19 protein-coding genes are annotated in these 17,215 nt (G+C 38.4%); 3 read left to right on the forward strand and 16 right to left on the reverse strand.

Annotated features, from left to right (window positions below; all coding sequences use genetic code 11):
- Positions 1-102 precede the first annotated feature (102 nt).
- The 9 genes from H0Z31_14795 to H0Z31_14835 form a co-directional block, all read right to left on the reverse strand.
- Positions 103-489: a VOC family protein gene (locus H0Z31_14795; GenBank protein ID MBO8178696.1), complete on the reverse strand. Its 387-nt coding sequence runs from the start codon at positions 487-489 to the stop codon at positions 103-105.
- Between the two features lie 59 nt (positions 490-548).
- A complete protein-coding gene (locus H0Z31_14800; protein MBO8178697.1) occupies positions 549-1,193 on the reverse strand; it encodes an AhpC/TSA family protein in 645 nt (214 codons plus the stop codon).
- A 133-nt stretch (positions 1,194-1,326) separates the two neighbouring features.
- Positions 1,327-1,989, reverse strand: coding sequence for a TrkA family potassium uptake protein (locus H0Z31_14805; GenBank protein MBO8178698.1), 663 nt, complete (start codon positions 1,987-1,989; stop codon positions 1,327-1,329).
- 121 nt (positions 1,990-2,110) lie between these two features.
- Positions 2,111-3,124 carry a cytochrome d ubiquinol oxidase subunit II gene (locus H0Z31_14810; GenBank protein ID MBO8178699.1) on the reverse strand — a complete coding sequence of 338 codons (1,014 nt, stop codon included), beginning with the start codon at positions 3,122-3,124 and terminating at the stop codon, positions 2,111-2,113.
- Between the two features lie 17 nt (positions 3,125-3,141).
- Positions 3,142-4,476, reverse strand: coding sequence for a cytochrome ubiquinol oxidase subunit I (locus tag H0Z31_14815; GenBank protein ID MBO8178700.1), 1,335 nt, complete (start codon positions 4,474-4,476; stop codon positions 3,142-3,144).
- Positions 4,477-4,923: 447 nt separating this feature from the next.
- Positions 4,924-6,645, reverse strand: a complete 1,722-nt coding sequence (locus tag H0Z31_14820; protein ID MBO8178701.1) for an ABC transporter ATP-binding protein — start codon at positions 6,643-6,645, stop codon at positions 4,924-4,926.
- Between the two features lie 107 nt (positions 6,646-6,752).
- Positions 6,753-8,501, reverse strand: a complete 1,749-nt coding sequence (locus H0Z31_14825; protein ID MBO8178702.1) for an ABC transporter ATP-binding protein — start codon at positions 8,499-8,501, stop codon at positions 6,753-6,755.
- 220 nt (positions 8,502-8,721) lie between these two features.
- The gene (locus H0Z31_14830; GenBank protein ID MBO8178703.1) at positions 8,722-9,180 is read right to left on the reverse strand and encodes a TlpA family protein disulfide reductase; all 459 of its coding nucleotides are present in this window, start codon (positions 9,178-9,180) and stop codon (positions 8,722-8,724) included.
- A gap of 87 nt (positions 9,181-9,267) precedes the next feature.
- The gene (locus H0Z31_14835; GenBank protein ID MBO8178704.1) at positions 9,268-9,816 is read right to left on the reverse strand and encodes a peroxiredoxin; all 549 of its coding nucleotides are present in this window, start codon (positions 9,814-9,816) and stop codon (positions 9,268-9,270) included.
- A gap of 305 nt (positions 9,817-10,121) precedes the next feature.
- On the opposite strand from H0Z31_14835, the gene H0Z31_14840 reads away from it, so the two are divergent.
- Positions 10,122-10,958, forward strand: a complete 837-nt coding sequence (locus H0Z31_14840) for a mechanosensitive ion channel family protein (protein ID MBO8178705.1) — start codon at positions 10,122-10,124, stop codon at positions 10,956-10,958.
- A gap of 41 nt (positions 10,959-10,999) precedes the next feature.
- Here H0Z31_14840 and H0Z31_14845 read toward each other — a convergent pair whose 3' ends face one another.
- From H0Z31_14845 to H0Z31_14865, 5 genes are all read right to left on the reverse strand, one after another.
- Positions 11,000-12,124: an N-acetyldiaminopimelate deacetylase gene (locus H0Z31_14845; GenBank protein ID MBO8178706.1), complete on the reverse strand. Its 1,125-nt coding sequence runs from the start codon at positions 12,122-12,124 to the stop codon at positions 11,000-11,002.
- 79 nt (positions 12,125-12,203) lie between these two features.
- Complete coding sequence (dapD, locus tag H0Z31_14850; protein ID MBO8178707.1) at positions 12,204-12,914, reverse strand: 2,3,4,5-tetrahydropyridine-2,6-dicarboxylate N-acetyltransferase; 711 nt, start codon at positions 12,912-12,914, stop codon at positions 12,204-12,206.
- 193 nt (positions 12,915-13,107) lie between these two features.
- A complete protein-coding gene (locus H0Z31_14855; protein ID MBO8178708.1) occupies positions 13,108-14,004 on the reverse strand; it encodes a LysR family transcriptional regulator in 897 nt (298 codons plus the stop codon).
- A 60-nt stretch (positions 14,005-14,064) separates the two neighbouring features.
- Positions 14,065-14,517 (reverse strand): CBS domain-containing protein, encoded by a 453-nt coding sequence (locus tag H0Z31_14860; GenBank protein ID MBO8178709.1) that lies wholly within the window; start codon positions 14,515-14,517, stop codon positions 14,065-14,067.
- 70 nt (positions 14,518-14,587) lie between these two features.
- Positions 14,588-14,731, reverse strand: a complete 144-nt coding sequence (locus H0Z31_14865) for a hypothetical protein (GenBank protein MBO8178710.1) — start codon at positions 14,729-14,731, stop codon at positions 14,588-14,590.
- 109 nt (positions 14,732-14,840) lie between these two features.
- Here H0Z31_14865 and H0Z31_14870 point away from each other — a divergent pair, with 109 nt between their 5' ends.
- Positions 14,841-15,809 (forward strand): MBL fold metallo-hydrolase, encoded by a 969-nt coding sequence (locus tag H0Z31_14870; GenBank protein MBO8178711.1) that lies wholly within the window; start codon positions 14,841-14,843, stop codon positions 15,807-15,809.
- An 11-nt stretch (positions 15,810-15,820) separates the two neighbouring features.
- The gene (locus H0Z31_14875; GenBank protein MBO8178712.1) at positions 15,821-16,060 is read left to right on the forward strand and encodes a glutathione S-transferase N-terminal domain-containing protein; all 240 of its coding nucleotides are present in this window, start codon (positions 15,821-15,823) and stop codon (positions 16,058-16,060) included.
- Between the two features lie 22 nt (positions 16,061-16,082).
- Here H0Z31_14875 and H0Z31_14880 read toward each other — a convergent pair whose 3' ends face one another.
- Positions 16,083-16,706: a DUF3993 domain-containing protein gene (locus tag H0Z31_14880; protein MBO8178713.1), complete on the reverse strand. Its 624-nt coding sequence runs from the start codon at positions 16,704-16,706 to the stop codon at positions 16,083-16,085.
- Between the two features lie 229 nt (positions 16,707-16,935).
- Positions 16,936-17,178: a hypothetical protein gene (locus tag H0Z31_14885; GenBank protein ID MBO8178714.1), complete on the reverse strand. Its 243-nt coding sequence runs from the start codon at positions 17,176-17,178 to the stop codon at positions 16,936-16,938.
- Between the last annotated feature and the right edge of the window lie 37 nt (positions 17,179-17,215).

A 17,215-nucleotide genomic window follows, 5' to 3' on the forward strand; every position in this document is an offset into this window, starting at 1 on the left:
CCATAAAAATCACCCCTTAAAGTAAATGTTGCCCATTAGGGGGTTTTTCAACCTCTACTTTAAGGGGTGCAGTTCATCTTAGCGGTACGGGTTTATTTATTGTTAGTTCCGGGGAACATGAAATTCAATAATATTTCCATCGGGATCAGTGCAAAAAATTTGTTTAAATCCACTTCGACTATTTGGTTTTTCTTTTACCTCGATCCCTTGTCTTTTAAGATGATTCAATGTAGCCTCATAATCTTTCACACGAATGGCAAAGTGACCGTCTCTTGAATCTATCCCCCCATCTTTTCGTAACGTTTGGGATGTTGGGTGTACGATCAGATGCAATTGTTGGTTCTCTCCAATGGCAAACCACGCACCTGGAAAATCAAACGGTGGGCGTTTAATTTCCTTTAATCCTAGTTGATCTCTATAAAAAGTGATGGCTCGCTCTAAGTCTGTTACTACAAGGCTGACATGATGAATACCTTCAATTTTGATCACCGTCATCACTCCTAGAAATTCACTTTGACAAAAAAAGATACCTCAACAGGAGGTACATGTTATAATTGTTTCACTTTTTCTAAAACCTCTTTTGGCTCAGCTCGTTTTGTATAGTCTTCATCGACATAAGCGTAGCGAATCGTTTGATCACGGTCGATAATAAATGTTGCCGGAACTGGTAAATTCCATGACTGGTCACCATTGTATTGATCGACGTTTAATTGAAATGTTTTGTACACATCAATTAAATAATCAGGTAAAGTAAACAACAAATTGTACTTTTGGGCAACTTCGCCGCCAACATCACTTAAAACATAAAAAGAGAGTTCGTTTTTCTCTTTGGTCGTTAATGATTTGTTCGGTGATTGTGGACTGATGGCGACCAACTCTGCTCCAGCTTGATGTAATTCTTCTAGCACTTGTTGATACGCCTGAAGTTCTAGATTACAATATGGACACCAAGCGCCTCGATAAAAGGTAAGTACGACTGGCCCTTTTTTTACTAACGATGATAACTGTACTTCCTTACCTGTCGCATCTGGAAGTGAGAAATCAGGAGCTTGCTCACCAACTTTTAGCCCTTTTCCCTTGTCCGAAGCTTTTAATTCTTCCGTCGCTTTTGCCATAATTGCTCGTACTTCATCTGGAATACGTTTACCAGCATTTTGTTTATAGTGTTCAATAGCTTCTAATAAACTGTTCATGCTCTCCTCTCCTTTCAATACGTTTAATTTTATTATAATTTCACTTTATATCCAATCAAACCAATTTGCATTAAGATAGGTAGAATTTTCATAATAAAAACCGATGGGATGGCTCCCATCGGCTTATTATTTATTAATCTTCCATCACTTTTTTCTCAAATCGATTAATATCCGAGTCCGCCCCAATGACGATTAATACATCTCCTTTTTGGATGACTTCATTTGCTTGTGGGGACACGTTAATTTGATTTCCACGCTTAATCGCTACAATATTGATTCCGTATTTGGCGCGGATATCTAATTGTAAAATGGAATGCCCAGCGAGCACGTCATTAGCTACGATTTCAACAATACTATGCTCGTCGGATAACTCTAAGTAATCAAGCACATTGTTCGAAACGATGTTATGCGCTATACGTCGGCCCATATCACGCTCGGGATGAACGACATGATCGGCACCTATTTTTCGTAACACTTTTTCATGATAATCATTTTGTGCTTTGACTGTAATATGTCTGACGCCCATTTCTTTTAGCATTAACGTCGTTAAAATACTTGATTGAATATCATCACCAATAGCGACAATTACATGGTCAAAATTACGGATTCCTAACTCTTTTAATACTTCTTCATCCGTTGTATCAGCAACCACCGCATGGGAGGCGATTTTTGAATATTCATTAACCCGATCTTCATCTTTATCAATCGCAAGTACTTCCATTCCTTGGTCGACGAGCGTACGACATATGCTTCCCCCAAAACGCCCAAGACCAATGACGACAAACTCTTTTTTCATGGTCATCCTCCATTTATTAGATGATCGAACATCATTCCTATTTTACCATAAATATTTGTTGGTTAGAAAAAGTAAAAATGCTTAACCGAAGGAAATGTTCGGTCAAGCATTTCGTAAATCCTTATTTTTTTCCTTTTACATAGTCTGCATCGAATAAAAATAGTCGCATGAGTAAATAAAGGGATGGTACAAGCAAGAGCAAGCCTGCAATAAACACGACGACTAATGCCGTTGCCATCGTTATGTTCGTCACACTTTCATGAATGGTGACGTATGGGTAAAGGATGTACGGTAAGTGAGACACTCCGTAGCCAAAGAAGGCAAAAAAGAACTGAAACATAACAAAGATAAACGCTGTTCCATATCGTTTTTGTTTATAAATAAAGTAGGAAGCGACAAAAAAGCAAAGTAGAGAAAGAGCAAACATCCACCAATACTTCAAGGCATTCGCAAAATGCTCCGGATTATGTTCACTTAAAGCAACAAACACAAGAAAGCTTGCCACAATCGTTGGCGGACTCCAAAATAAAGCAAATCGTCGAAGTAACGTTCGGGCCTCGATATCCCCTGCTCGGTCTGCATAATATGTTAGAAAAGCAGCGCTAATGAACAGGACGGATACAATCGCTAAAAAGACGACACTCCATGAATAGGGACTTGTGAACAACTCTTTTGCTAAAAATACCACTTTATCGCCTTCTTTTTGTAAAAAGCCCCCTTCAGAAATCGTTAACGCCGTCGAAAGTGATGCTGGAATTAGGAGCCCTGTCGCTCCGTATAAAAACAAATAGACCATATTTTGTTTCGAACCATAGTTTTCAAATGCATAAAACGATCCACGAATCGCTAACAAAATTAGCGCAACGCTTCCGGGAATAAGGAGGGCCGAACCGTAATAATAAGCGGTATCTGGAAAAAACCCTACTAATCCGACAAAGAAGAAGACGAAAAAAACGTTTGTTACTTCCCACACCGGATTTAAATACCGTTTAATCACTTGATTAATCACGTGGTCACGCTTCGTCCACTTTCCATAAAAGGCAAAGAACCCTGCTCCAAAGTCGATGGAAGCGACGATTACATATCCATAAAGAAATAGCCATAATACTGTAATCCCAATAATTTCAACAGTCATCGTTCTCCCCCCTTGTCTTATCCAGCGATGGAAAAGCGTTCTTCTAATTCCACTTCTGCCGGCTTGTTTTTAAACATTCGAATTAAGATGACACAACAGAAGATGGAAAGGATGACATATAAAATGGAGAAAGCAATAAATGTACCGCCTAATCCACCACTTGTCGTTGCCGCTTCCGATACTTTCATGTACCCTCGTAAAATCCACGGTTGCCGCCCAACTTCAGCAAAAATCCATCCAAACTCAATCGCAAGCATTGCTAACGGACCACCCGCTACAACCAACCACAAATAAAGTGGATGATGTTCGTTCCATTTTTTCACTTTTTTTAATACAAAATAAATAAGAGACACAAAAAACGTGTAAAAACCGATGACGACCATTAAATCAAACATATAATGAATCCATAATGGTGGACGTTCATCTTCCGGGAACTCATTTAACCCGGTAACAACAGTGTCAAACGAACTTCCCGCAAGAAAACTTAATGCGTTCGGAATTCTAATCGCATGTTCAATTTCGTTATTTTCATTTAATGTACCAAACAAAATTAAATCCGCATGATCTTCGGTTTCAAAATGCCATTCAGCAGCCGCTAGTTTTTCCGGTTGCACTTTAGCTAAAAATTTTGCCGAGAGGTCTCCTGCAACCGCTGTCCCTATTGAGAAAATAACGCTCATTGCGAGCGTTAATTTTAGCGCTTTTTTATGATACGCTCCTCGTTTTCCACGTAGCATGGCAAAAGCGGTAATGCTGGCTAAAATAAACGCCGATGTTAAATAGGCAGACGTTAAAACGTGAAATACTTTTGTCGGTGTAGCTGGATTAAACATCGCCGCTATTGGATCAATGTTCACCGCTTTTCCACCAATTAGTTCAAACCCTTGTGGAGTATTCATAAATGCATTTACGGTTGTAATAAAGAGAGCTGATGCTGATGAACCAATCATAACCGGAATCGTTAGTAACCAATGATGCCACTGATTTTTAAATCGATCCCATGTATATATATAAATACCTAAAAAAATCGCTTCAAAGAAAAAAGCGAATGTTTCCATAAACAATGGTAAACTAATGACTTGACCAGCCACTTGCATAAACGTCGGCCATATCATCGAAAGCTGCAAACCGATACACGTTCCAGTTACAACCCCTACCGCCACAGTAATCGTAAATCCTCGCGTCCAACGACGCGCCAATAATAGGTAATGAGGGTCCTTCTTTTTAATGCCCATCCATTCAGCAATAGAGATCATTACCGGAACCCCTACCCCAATGGTCGCAAAAATAATATGAAACGCTAACGTTAATGACGTTAACAAACGGCTTAGGATGACGTTATCGAATTCCATAACGTCTCAACCTCCTTTAGGTTCTTTAAAAACTATCCTCTTACTCTATTCTAAGACCTAAAAGGCAGCGGATGAGGTGTAGAAGATGAATATTTTGTGACATTTTTCACAAACATTTATTCGATAGGTTCTGTGGATAACTTTTACTGTTATTTCATTCATCGATGTGCCAATGTCAATTGGCATGAATGTCTGTTAAACGATACTGTTGATATGTATACATTTCGCTTGTGGCGGACACTTTCCGAGGCAAGGTGCAAGCCGCTTCCCTCGCAACGCTCAAGTAATGGTCTTGCTTGTCTTATTATTCCTGCTGAAGTCGCCGCCTTTCGCTTCATGTAAATAACTTGCTAAATATCAACAATGACATATAACATAGCCATTCGATTTTTAAAGGACTACATCGATCATACATGAATCCTTCAATCTCAAAAAAAAAGAGGGAAATCATCCCTCACCAAATTGAGATAAAACAAGTCGATAATATGTTCCTTGCTTTTCCATTAATTGGTCGTGAGTTCCTTGTTCGATTAACTCGCCATGGTCCAACACAAAGATTTGGTCACTTTCCCGAATGGTTGACAAGCGATGGGCAATGATGACGGCTGTTCGATTTTTCAACAATCGTTTTAACGCACGTTGAATTTGGATTTCCGTTTCGGTATCGATACTTGCTGTTGCTTCATCTAAAATAATGATTTTCGGATTAGCTAATAGAGCCCTTGCAAAAGATATTAATTGCCGTTCCCCAACAGATAAAATATTTCCCCGCTCTTCTACTTCTGTTTCATAACCGTTCGGCAATTTTTGAATAAAGGTGTCTGCTCCAATTTCTTTAGCAGCTTGAATAACTTCTTTTTCGGTCGCTTCAGGGCGTCCAAAACGAATGTTTTCCATGATGGTTCCAGAAAAAATAAACGTATCTTGCAACACGATGCTGATCTGCCTTCGTAAACTAGATAACGTGTAATTTCGAATATCTTCTCCGTCAATTCTAACCACACCGTCCGTAGGATCGTAAAATCGACTAATTAAATTCGCAATGGTCGTTTTACCAGAACCGGTATGGCCAACAAGAGCAACCGTTTGGCCTGACCGAATGTTCAAAGTAATCCCTGTTAATGCTGGTCGCTTTTGATCATACGAAAACGAAACGTTGTCGAATGCAATATGTCCTTGCATCTGCTCAATTGGTTTAGCGTCTTTTTTCTCAGATACAATTGGTTTTTCATCTAAAAATTCAAAAATTCGTTCGGAGGAAGCCATCCCCATTAACAGCTGATTGTAAACTTGCCCTAGTCTTGAGATCGGCTCCCAAAACATTCCTAAATAAAAGGCAAAAGAAACAAATTCCCCTAACGAAAGAGACCCTTTTTGAATTAAATGGGCACCAAACCAAATCAAAATAGCCGTTCCAATCGTATTTGTTATTTCAACAAGCGGGCGAAACATCGCATTTTTTCTCGTTGCCGTTCGCCAGCTATCAAAGTTTTCATAGTTAATGCCGTTGAAATACGCCATATTTTCTTTTTCTTGCGTATAGGCTTGCGTAACGCGAATTCCTTGAATACTTTCATTTAAATGAGAATTCAATTTTGACTGTTTTAATCGAACCATTTGCCATGACCGTCTAATATTGCGACGGAGCTTAGTCGAAATGAAAAACATAATCGGTAATATCACCATAACCGTAAGGGTTAATTCCGGACTTAATGTTGTTAAAATAACAACAATACCAAGTAATAAAATAAAATCCATTAATAAGTTGATAACCCCATTGGTAAATAGTTCTTGTAAGGAATTAATATCGTTCATAATTCGAACGAGAATGGATCCGGCTGAACGTTGGTCAAAAAAACGATGGGACAAGTATTGAACATGGGTAAATAAATGTTGCCGCAAATCGTAAATGACACTTTGCCCAAGCTGATTCATCCAGTGAATTCGAAAAAAGTTGGCAATGTAAGAAAGAAAGTACAAGCCAAAAATAAGAATAATGAAGCGTACTAATAAATCCATGTCTTTATTTCGGATCGCTCCATCTAATGTGTATACCCCAATGAGAATCGGAATGGCTAATCGAATCACCGTATTAATGATCACTGTGATAAAAGACAATGGTAGTAAATTTTTCGTATAAGGTTTCATATAAGACAACAAACGCCACATTTGATTCCAGTTAAACGGTTTATCAATCACTTGGTCCGTTGAATATCGAAACCGTTGTAATATTTGTTCATTCACCTTTGTATTCCCCAATCACATCACCTCTTTCGTTAATTCGCATGCACATAATGGTGTTGGTCTTGATACTGAATTTCAAATATGCGTTGATAAATTCCACCGTTTTGCTTGAGCGTGTCGTGAACGCCTCGTTCAACGATACGTCCTTCATCTAATACGAGAATCTCGTCGGCATGTTGTACAGATGAAATACGATGTGCAACGATGAAGGTTGTTCTTCCTTTCATCACTTCTTGTAACGCTTGTTGTATTTTCTTCTCAGTCGTCATATCCACCGCACTTGTCGCATCATCTAAGATGAGGATGCTAGGGTCCGTACACAACGCTCTAGCGATGGCAATGCGCTGCTTTTGCCCGCCGGATAATCCAAGCCCACGTTCCCCTAACAACGTATCATAGCCATCAGGAAGTTCCATAATAAAATCGTGAGCTTGGGCCCGTTTCGCCGCATCGATAATCTCATCCATGGTGGCTTCTGGACGTCCATAGGCAATGTTCGCTTTGATGGAAGAAGAGAATAAAAACGTTTCTTGCAAAACAATTCCTATGTGTTTTCGTAATGATTGCAGTTGATATTCATGGATTGGACGGTCATCGATGAAAATCGCCCCTTTTTCTGGTTCATAAAAGCGCAATAGAAGTTGGATAATGCTTGATTTTCCTGAACCTGTTGCACCAATTAATCCGATGATTTTTCCAGGATACGCTGTAAAAGAAACGTTTTGTAACGATGGTTCAGACGCATTTGGATACGTAAAGGTTACGTGATCAAATTTTACATCTCCTTTTATATGGGCTACATCTACCGCATCCGCTTGATCTTTGATATCTTCGTTCTCCTCTAAAATTTCAAGTAGGCGCTCACCTGACGCTTTCGCTTGAGAAAACAAATTAATCGTAAACCCTAAATTCATAATCGGCCAAATGATGTACCAAACTAAGCTGTAAAATGCAACAAGCTCCCCTGGCTTCAGTTGATTGTTTATCACTAAATATCCTCCATATCCAAGCAAGATGACAACGCTCATATTCCCAATAAACTCCATAAGCGGGAAATATTTGGCCCAAACAGAAGCGGTATGCAAATAGTTTTCTTTATACTTTCCATTGGAGGAATTAAACTTTTCAATTTGGAATCCTTCTCGTGATAACGATTTGACAGTTTGAATACCACTAATATTTTCTTGCACGTTCGTATTCAGTCGACCAAATGCTTTCCGCACGCCACGGAATGCAGGATGAACAGACCGATCAAACTTATATACAGCGACCGCCAGAAAAGGTAGAGTGATAAATGTAACAAACGTCAGCGAAACTGAATAGTATAGCATAACAATAAAACTCGCGGTTACTAATAAAACAAGACGTAACAACTCCGTAATGCCAAAGGAAAGAAAAAAACGGAAACCTTCTACGTCCGCAGTTAAGCGAGACATTAAGTCCCCGGTTTTCGCTCGGTCATAATATCGGAAAGGCAAATATTGCAGTTTCTCATACAACCCATTGCGTAATTCATAAACAGAACGAATCCCAAACAAGTCTCCGAAATATTGTTGGATAAAAGACGATATCCCTTTAATGACCATAAATCCGACAAGTCCCAGGGATAAATAAGGAATCCATTCGTACATGCCGTTCAACACCGCTTCGTCAATCGTTAACTGTAAAATCATCGGATAGACTACGGTAATGGAAGTGACTAAAAGTAAAAATAAAAGGGAAACGAAAAAATACTTTTTGTAAGGCCAATAATATGGTTTTAACTTCCTAAACGTTTCCATAAATCCCAACTCCTATCATATTAGTCGTATAAACTAATATATCGGGTTTCTAAATAATTTTCCACTTATTTTTAAAAAATTCTTAAAAATCCATCAATAGTTGGAAGAAACTCCTTATAAAGATGGAGTTAACACAATTGCCTCAACTGATTTAGACAAACAAACGATTTTTTTGCACACAAAAAAAGACCGACCCCATTGGAGTCAGTCGATTCTTGTATTATTCTTCACTTTGTTTCATTTCATCTAATACACGATTCACACGTTTTTCAAGCATTTTCATTCCGCTACCACCAGCTTGGAAGTGACGAAGCTTTCCGTCTTTATCAAACACATAATAGGCGGGTACATATTGGTTTTGGAATGCATCGGTTAGTTTGTGCTCACTGTCAACGAAAATTGGTTGAGTAATGCCATGCTCTTCGGCAACACGTTTAATTTCGTCTAAGTCTAAATCGTTCTCTGAACGCGGCATATGCACGGCCACGACGTTTAAATCGTCTTTATATTTATCACGAAATTCATTCACTTGTGGCATTGCTTCTTTACATAGATGACAGCTTATGGACCAAAAGTGGATGAGCGTAGGTTTGTTACCAACTAGCTCTTCTCTCGTTACCTCACCGTTGATCCATGCTGTGGCACCGGTTAATTCAGGCATAGGTTCACGAAGACGCATTTAAATCTCCTCCTTTTTCTAATCAAATTAGCAAAGTGGAAAAAAGACCTAACCGTAACAGTTAGGTCTTTTCTACTTATACGGTCATTACACGTTAAGTGTTGCTTGACCTGGTTTCCAGTTTGCAGGGCAAAGGCCACCAGTTTGAAGTGCTTGAAGTACACGTAATACTTCGTCTACATCACGACCGATGTTGTTGTGGTGTACAACTTGGTACATAAGTTCGCCTTCTGGGCTAATGATGAATAGTCCGCGAAGAGCAATACCTTCTTCTTCAATTAATACACCATACTCACGAGATACAACATGGTTTGTATCTGCTGCAAGTGGGTATTTTAATTGACCAAGACCGTTATCTTTACGATCCGTGTTGATCCATGCTAAGTGTGTATGAATTGTATCAGTAGAAACTCCGATGACTTCTGCATCTAAATCTTCGAACTCATCGTAGCGGTCGGAAATTGCAGTGATTTCAGTAGGGCAAACGAATGTGAAGTCCATTGGATAGAAGAAAAGAACAGTCCATTTGCCGTTTTTCATGTTCTCTTCAAGGCTTACTTTACCAAATTCTTTGTTTGGCATTACAGCGTCCATTTCAAAACGTGGAGCTTGTTTTCCTACCATGCGTTCTGCCATGATTAAAATCCCTCCAATAATTTTTTTAATTGAAAAAGTAATTGAGATATTCTCAATTACTGATCACCTAACACTTGTCATTATAATCAACTTAAACTTTTTAGTCAATATTAAATTATAATTAATATAAATAAAAAAGGATTATCATCAACAAAATCCTGCCTTTATTGGTATTCCCTTAATGACATAAAAGTAATCCTACCTATAAAAAAATTTACTTCCATTCTTTAGTTTATCACGGATAAAGATGGGTTATAAAGAAATTAGACTCTCGAAAGAAAGGATGAATTTCAACAATGTTCGACATATCTTTCATACAACAAGTCGATTGGTCCAAATGGTTGATAAATATAGCCATTATTATATTAAAATTTATCGGGATTCTAATAGTATATTTTATAGTAAATAAAGTAGGACAATCGTTTATTACGAAAATGTTCGAACGCTATAAATCAAGAAATCACATAAAAGAAGGTCGAGCGACCACATTAGAAAGTTTATCACTAAACATTTTTTCTTATGTACTGATTTTTATTCTTTTTATCACAACCCTTCAAATAATTGGCATTGAAGTTATGCCAATCCTTGCCGGTGCTGGTATTATCGGTCTTGCTGTTGCTTTCGGTGCTCAAGGTTTAGTTAGTGACGTGGTGACCGGATTTTTTATTTTGTTAGAAAATCAAATCGAAGTCGGTGATTATATCACTACAGGCAGCTTTTCAGGAATTGTCGAACAAGTAGGATTACGGACGACGAAAATTAGAGGATTTGACGGAACGCTTCATTATGTACCAAACCGGGAAATAACGAGCGTAAGCAACCATTCTCGTGGTACGATGCGCGCGTTAGTCGACATTGGCATTTCCTATGACGATAATATCGATGAAGCCATTACTGTTTTACAAAACGCTTGTGACCGCCTTGCAAAAGAAGACAAAACCATTGTAGAAGGGCCAAACGTACTTGGGGTTCAATCGCTTGGAACATCAGATGTTGTTATTCGAGTCATTGCGAAAACTGAAAACATGCAACAATGGGCAGTTGAACGTAAATTAAGGAAACTATTAAAAGAAACCCTTGATGAACACGGAATTGAAATTCCTTACCCTCACCAAGTTTATATTGAAAAATCGTCTTCCTAAAATGGAGCGACACCTATTGCTGGATCAGGTGTCGCTTTTTGTTACCCAGTTATTTTTTCAATATATTGACGAATCGTTTCGATCGCAAACGGAATAGCTTCTTCGTTTGGTTGGAGTTTGGCATGATGTAATCCATATGGAGAGTCGACTCCTAACCAAAACATAAATCCTGGAATTTCAGCTAACATATAGCCAAAATCCTCACCGGTCATGGCTTCATCACAAACGACAAGCTGCGCATTCGTTTCTTCCTGTACAAATGACATAAACTGACTTGTTAGCTTATGGTCATTGTACACTTGATAATAATTGGCTCCGTAATCAATGGCCGCTTGACAATCAAAACTGTACTCAATTCCTTTAACGATTTCTTCAATACGTTTTTTTATCGCTTGCATCGTTTTAGCCGATTTCGTTCGAATCGTTCCTTCTAGTCGAGCTTCTTCGGCAATAATGTTTTGGACGGTTCCCCCGGTAATTTTCCCAATGGTAATAACAGCACTATCCAACGGATTGACATTGCGGGAAACGATCGTCTGCAATTGAGTGACTAAATAAGATGCAGCCACCACCATGTCTTTCGTTTGATGGGGATAGGCGGCGTGTCCTCCTTTTCCTTTTAAATCAATAAATAATTCCGAAGTATTAGCAAATAACAATCCTTCTTTTACCGCTATGGTCCCGACTGGATATTCCGGTGCAATATGTAGTGCAAAAATCATATCAGGCTTCCATTCTTTCATTTCTTGACTTTCAAGCATCGGTTTTGCTCCACCAGGTCCTTCTTCGGCTGGTTGAAAAATAAATACTAAATCGTCTTGAATTGGATTTTCTACAAAATAGGTTAACACTCCTAACGCAATGCTCATATGGAAGTCGTGACCACAAGCATGCATCCGTCCAGGATGAGTCGATGAAAACGAATAGCCCGTCTGTTCTTCGATTGGCAATCCGTCAATATCGGTACGATAACTAATCGTTTTTGTTGGATTTAGTCCTTTCACTTTAACGAATAGCCCTGTTTTCCACTTTTTAATTTCTATTCGTTCTTGAGGTAACGATTGTAAATAGGTTAATATATAGTTTTGCGTTTTCCATTCTTCAAAACCAAGCTCGGGAATTTGATGTAAATCCCGCCGAATTTGAATAAAGCGGTCCAAGTTCATACGCCTCCCCCTTAACAAATGTAAGCTTTGTATATATAAAGAGACACTTAAAAGGTTCCCCTTTTAAGTGTCTTTTTTATTAAAGTTGACGCAGTTCTTGTTTAATTTCTGTTTTCGCTTTTGTTTTTTCATCAATTTGTTTAATCACTTTAGCAGGTGTACCCGCAACAACTGTATATGGAGGCACATCTTCGATAACGACCGCGCCTGCAGCAACGACCGCTCCTTTACCTACAGTCACTCCTTCTAATATAACGGCATTAGCACCAATTACGACATCATCTTCTACAACCACTGGTTTGGCAGATGGTGGTTCAATAACACCTGCTAACACCGCACCGGCACCAATATGACAGTTTTTACCAACAGTAGCTCGTCCACCGAGTACTGCGTTCATATCAATCATTGTTCCTTCTCCAACAACAGAACCGATATTAATAACGGCCCCCATCATGATGACTGCATTATCGCCAATTTCTACTTGATCACGAATAATTGCCCCTGGCTCAATCCGAGCTTTAATTCCCTTCATATCAAGAAGTGGAATCGCTGAATTGCGACGATCATTCTCGATCACATAGTCTTCAATTTTATCTTTATGTACTTCAAGCACTTGTTGAATGTCAGCCCATTCCCCAAATAACACACCCGTATTACCTGAAATAAACGCTTTTGTTTGTTCGCCAAAAGAAATGCCTTCTAGTTCTCCTTTGATGTACACTTTCACTGGCGTAGACTTTTTACTATTTTGGATAAAAGAAATAATTTCGTTCGCATCCATCATTTTCATCTACATTTCCTCCTTTTTCAATCAAACTAAAAGGAACATTAGTTTGAACAATTACTACGAACTACTTTATCAAAGGAGTTTCTGAAACACAAGACTGATCACTTGTATCCGATAAGTTTTCTCTCCTTATGTGATGTTCCTCCTCTAACGGGCTCTTCTTCCTCAGCTAAAATTTCTCTCATTTAAACAAATCTTATCGTAGATGATTCATATTGGAAGATTGAGCAATAAACTTTTGAATGATATCAACAAACGCTTGAACTTGGCGTAATTGGAATGATGATTCATATCCTAAAAGCCATGTATCCCGCTTAATGGGTGCATTATGTTCTCCCAACAATGGAATTTTATAAATATCTTTTTCCGCCCCATTCAGCGTAATCGCCGGTAAAATAGCGTAACCAATTCCGTTAAACGTCATTTGTTTACATGTTTCAATTTGGTCAACAACAATCGTCCGTTTCGGCGGTGTTTGAAATTGTCTGCGCCACCAATCTTGAATTTCTTGATAATAATTTGAATCACTTTTAAATTGTATAAACGGTCGATCAGTTTGTAGGACATCCTCGATCCTGCGGATTTCTTTGTCCACTAAATATAACGAGTCTTCAAAAAGATGGATTTTCACCCCTTTCCAATCAGGGGTTCCTCGAATAATTCCTATATGTACTTCATCTTCATATAACGCTTTGAGTATTTCACTGCTCCAGCCGGTAATTAAAGAAATTTTCGCTTCAGGATAGGCTTCGACATATTTTTTTAACACTTGTGGAAGCCAATTTTGTCCTACAATGGACGCACAAGCGATTTTTAAGGTCCCATGTACTTTTGATTGCAATGCTTGAATTTCATCCCGTACTCGTTCCTCTTTTTCTAATACCTCTTTTGCAAACCGAATAATTAATTCGCCTGCGGGTGTTAACGAAAGTCCTTTTTGTGAACGAATAAAAATTTGAACACCCCACTCTTTTTCAATGTTTTGGAGCCGTTGCGACAAAGCTGGTTGGGATACAAACAACCGCTCAGCTGCTTTTCTCATATTGAGTTCTTCAGCCAATACCGAAAGCATTTGAAATTCTGAAAATGCCATACAAGCCGCTCCCCTTCTATTACTCTATGTAGTAAAAAAAACCCCCTTTAAAGGGAGCTTTTATGAATGAAAGTGATTCCACTGATGGATATGACTATTTAACCGCTTGAGTAGTTCTCGTCTTGTAATGATTCCTTCCAGTACCTCTTCTTCATTGACCACACATAAAAAAGGATGGTCTACCAGTAAGGACATTACTTTTTTCATGGAATCATTCAAGCGTAAGCGAGGAATATTTTTGTTCATTGCTTCCTCTACCTTTTTTTCACTAAGCTTTTCAAACTCAATCCGCTCGATGCCTAAAATCGCATCCATAATTAACGGAGAACTTATTAACCCGTGCAACTTATAATGGACATCTAGTACAGGAATAGCTGTATAACCTGTTTTGGTTAATACAAGCATGGCATGCTCTAAATGGTTCCCAATTTGAACATGAGCAACTCGCTCTGCCGGAATCATCAAATCAGCTATATTCGTTTCAAGCAATTGTTGTGTTTGAACACTGATCATGGATATCCCACCTTTAGAATAATACCCCATATATATTTTAACATATATATTTTAATGGGGAGTGGGATGATTACCCTTTTTTTGTCACAATATTTCGTTGTTCGAAACCACAGCGTGAACAGCGATAAATCACGTTTTGATTGGATTGTGCGGTTAGCGTATCTTCTAGTCGATCTTCTCCACGGCATTTCGGACACTTAATTAATGGATACATCGGATTTTCCCCCTTTCATAGGCCTTTGAAAACGCTTTACTTTCTTTGTCACTTCCCTCTACAATAAAGTTATTACGATCCGTACCATTAAACTAAAGGAGGTAATTTCATGAGTATTATGAAACTAAATGACCGAATATCCCTCATTGATTTGTATGATCTAGGGAAGCCTCATCGTACGGGTGCTTATGTCATTGCCGAAGAGGAACTTACCATTGTAGAAACGTCAGCTAGTCCGTCGCTTCCTCATTTAAAAAAAGGACTTCAACAATTAGGTTACTCCCTTAAAGATATTTCTTACATTATTGTTACCCATATTCATTTAGACCATGCTGGTGGTGTCGGATTATTGCTACAAGATTGTCCTCAAGTAAAAGTAGTCGTCCATCCAAAAGGTGCGCGACATCTAATCAATCCTAGCCGATTGGAGGCAGGAGCACGGGCCGTCTATAAAGAAAAATTTGATGAATTATTCCACCCCATTGTTCCTGTTCCAGAAGAAAATATCGTCATTAAAGGAGATCAAGATACATTAACGATTGGTAAGCGTTGTACACTCCAATTTTATGACACACCGGGACATGCCAATCATCATTTCAGCATTTACGATCCCGTCTCTAACGGCATGTTTACCGGAGATACTGCCGGTATTTTCTATGACGTACTCCAACAACAACAAGGAATAAGCTTATACTTACCATCCACTTCACCGAATCAGTTTGACCCTGAAAGGATGCGTAAATCGATCCAACTTTACAAATCCAAACAATTGAACTACATTTATTATGGTCATTTTGGAATGACAAAAGATGTATCCACTGCCCTTGATGAAGTTGAACGTTGGTTAAACATTTTTATAAATGTAGCGAGCGAATGGTTTGATGAAACAAAAGGGTGGGAAGAGAACGTACAATCCATTTCTCACCAATTGTTTGCGTACGTGGAAGAAGAGTTACGTACAATTGGGGTATTGGTTGAAGGCGAATGGGTTGAAACGTTAAAACTCGACCTTCACGTATCGGCGATGGGAATGGTGGACTACTTCATAAGAAACAATACCAAGTCATCAACAAAATAGGAGGTTAAACAATGGAAGTGATCGTCTACTCCCAACCAGATTGTCCTCCTTGCTCGGTGGTCAAAATGTTTTTAAAAGAGGCAAATATTCCTTTTACAGAAAAAAACATTAAAGAAGATTCCCGAGCAAGAAACGAACTTATTAAAAAATATAAATCCTTTTCTACGCCAACAACCATTGTGGACGATGAAGTCATTATCGGCTTTGATTTAGAAAAATTAAAAAAGGCTTTAAAAATGGAAACGGAATAGGGAACCCCCTATTCCGTTTTTATTAACCAATTAACGGGACAAACGTTGAAAACAAAGGTAATTTTTTGGGAATATCAGCGACCATCACTACGAAAGGAAGTTGATTGTCTACGTATTTAACATTTGTTTGCTCTCTATTTTCACCAATCCCTATTTTCTGTTCGACATGATCAGGTAATTGTTCTTTCCAAATCTTTTCAATCACATAACTCGTCTCTGTCTTTTTAACTTGTATTCCTTCATAATGTGGGTCAAAATGGACAGGCCCATCCGTTGATTCCATATATTCAATGACATAATACACATCATTATCTTTTATAAGTTTTGTTTTTTCAGAATATCGAAAAAATGGAACAACCTCCAAGGGAGGCATGTCCGTCCCTAATGCAACATAACCGCCTTCTACTTTTACCACATTTTCTTCAATAAAAGCTTCTATCCGTTCAGCCGCAAAAAATGGACTTAATATGTCTCGAATTTCATGTAAACGCCGAGGTTTTTCCGTAATGGAAACTTGTGCTTCGAATGCTTCTTTAACAAACTGGAACACTTCCTCCCTTATATCATCCAATTCTTCGGCATTCATCGTTGTTGGGGTATGGACAATGAAGAGAAGGAAAACAAATATGATAAAATGTTTGAGCATTTCTCTCTCCCCCAAACCGTTCAATTTGTTTCATTGTAACAAGGTTTTCATGTCGAAAGTGGACCAACCGTTCCAAAAATTCATACAAGAGTTGACAATGTTTTTAATACTTTATACAACCCTCTTGTCTATCTTAATGTTTTTCTTATATTATTCACCAATTTGAAGAACGAAAACCGCAAAAAAAGCGCCTATTAAGAAGGCACTTTTTCTTCCATCGATATAGTGATTATTGATTAGGGATTGTTAGCGCAAAGTAGATGACAAATGCTAATAACAACCCAATAAAAATAATGTAAGTCCAAAAAATAGGGTTTCGGATATAGGGGTGCTCTTCGACTTGATCGGGGATATCGGTATCGTTTGTCCCTTTTAAAGCCTTTTGATTACGAGCGACCATAAACGTATAAATTAACGAGAACAATAAGACAATGGATCCTATCACGGTTAGTACTAAAATATACGTACTCAACGAAATCACTCCTAGAATCGGTTACTTACCTTTACTC

Source organism: Bacillus sp. (in: firmicutes) (genome assembly GCA_017656295.1).
Classification (GTDB): Bacteria; Bacillota; Bacilli; order Bacillales; family JACDOC01; genus JACDOC01.

Coding starts and splice junctions, on each gene's coding strand:
- H0Z31_14800 (MBO8178697.1), bottom strand. CDS start 1,193: ATGAACAGTTTATTAGAAGCTATTGAACACTATAAACAAAATGCTGGT.
- H0Z31_14805 (MBO8178698.1), bottom strand. CDS start 1,989: ATGAAAAAAGAGTTTGTCGTCATTGGTCTTGGGCGTTTTGGGGGAAGC.
- H0Z31_14810 (MBO8178699.1), bottom strand. CDS start 3,124: ATGACTGTTGAAATTATTGGGATTACAGTATTATGGCTATTTCTTTAT.
- H0Z31_14815 (MBO8178700.1), bottom strand. CDS start 4,476: ATGGAATTCGATAACGTCATCCTAAGCCGTTTGTTAACGTCATTAACG.
- H0Z31_14820 (MBO8178701.1), bottom strand. CDS start 6,645: ATGTGGCGTTTGTTGTCTTATATGAAACCTTATACGAAAAATTTACTA.
- H0Z31_14825 (MBO8178702.1), bottom strand. CDS start 8,501: ATGGAAACGTTTAGGAAGTTAAAACCATATTATTGGCCTTACAAAAAG.
- H0Z31_14830 (MBO8178703.1), bottom strand. CDS start 9,180: ATGCGTCTTCGTGAACCTATGCCTGAATTAACCGGTGCCACAGCATGG.
- H0Z31_14835 (MBO8178704.1), bottom strand. CDS start 9,816: ATGGCAGAACGCATGGTAGGAAAACAAGCTCCACGTTTTGAAATGGAC.
- H0Z31_14845 (MBO8178706.1), bottom strand. CDS start 12,124: ATGAACTTGGACCGCTTTATTCAAATTCGGCGGGATTTACATCAAATT.
- dapD (MBO8178707.1), bottom strand. CDS start 12,914: ATGAAAATGATGGATGCGAACGAAATTATTTCTTTTATCCAAAATAGT.
- H0Z31_14855 (MBO8178708.1), bottom strand. CDS start 14,004: ATGGCATTTTCAGAATTTCAAATGCTTTCGGTATTGGCTGAAGAACTC.
- H0Z31_14860 (MBO8178709.1), bottom strand. CDS start 14,517: ATGATCAGTGTTCAAACACAACAATTGCTTGAAACGAATATAGCTGAT.
- H0Z31_14865 (MBO8178710.1), bottom strand. CDS start 14,731: ATGTATCCATTAATTAAGTGTCCGAAATGCCGTGGAGAAGATCGACTA.
- H0Z31_14870 (MBO8178711.1), top strand. CDS start 14,841: ATGAGTATTATGAAACTAAATGACCGAATATCCCTCATTGATTTGTAT.
- H0Z31_14875 (MBO8178712.1), top strand. CDS start 15,821: ATGGAAGTGATCGTCTACTCCCAACCAGATTGTCCTCCTTGCTCGGTG.
- H0Z31_14880 (MBO8178713.1), bottom strand. CDS start 16,706: ATGCTCAAACATTTTATCATATTTGTTTTCCTTCTCTTCATTGTCCAT.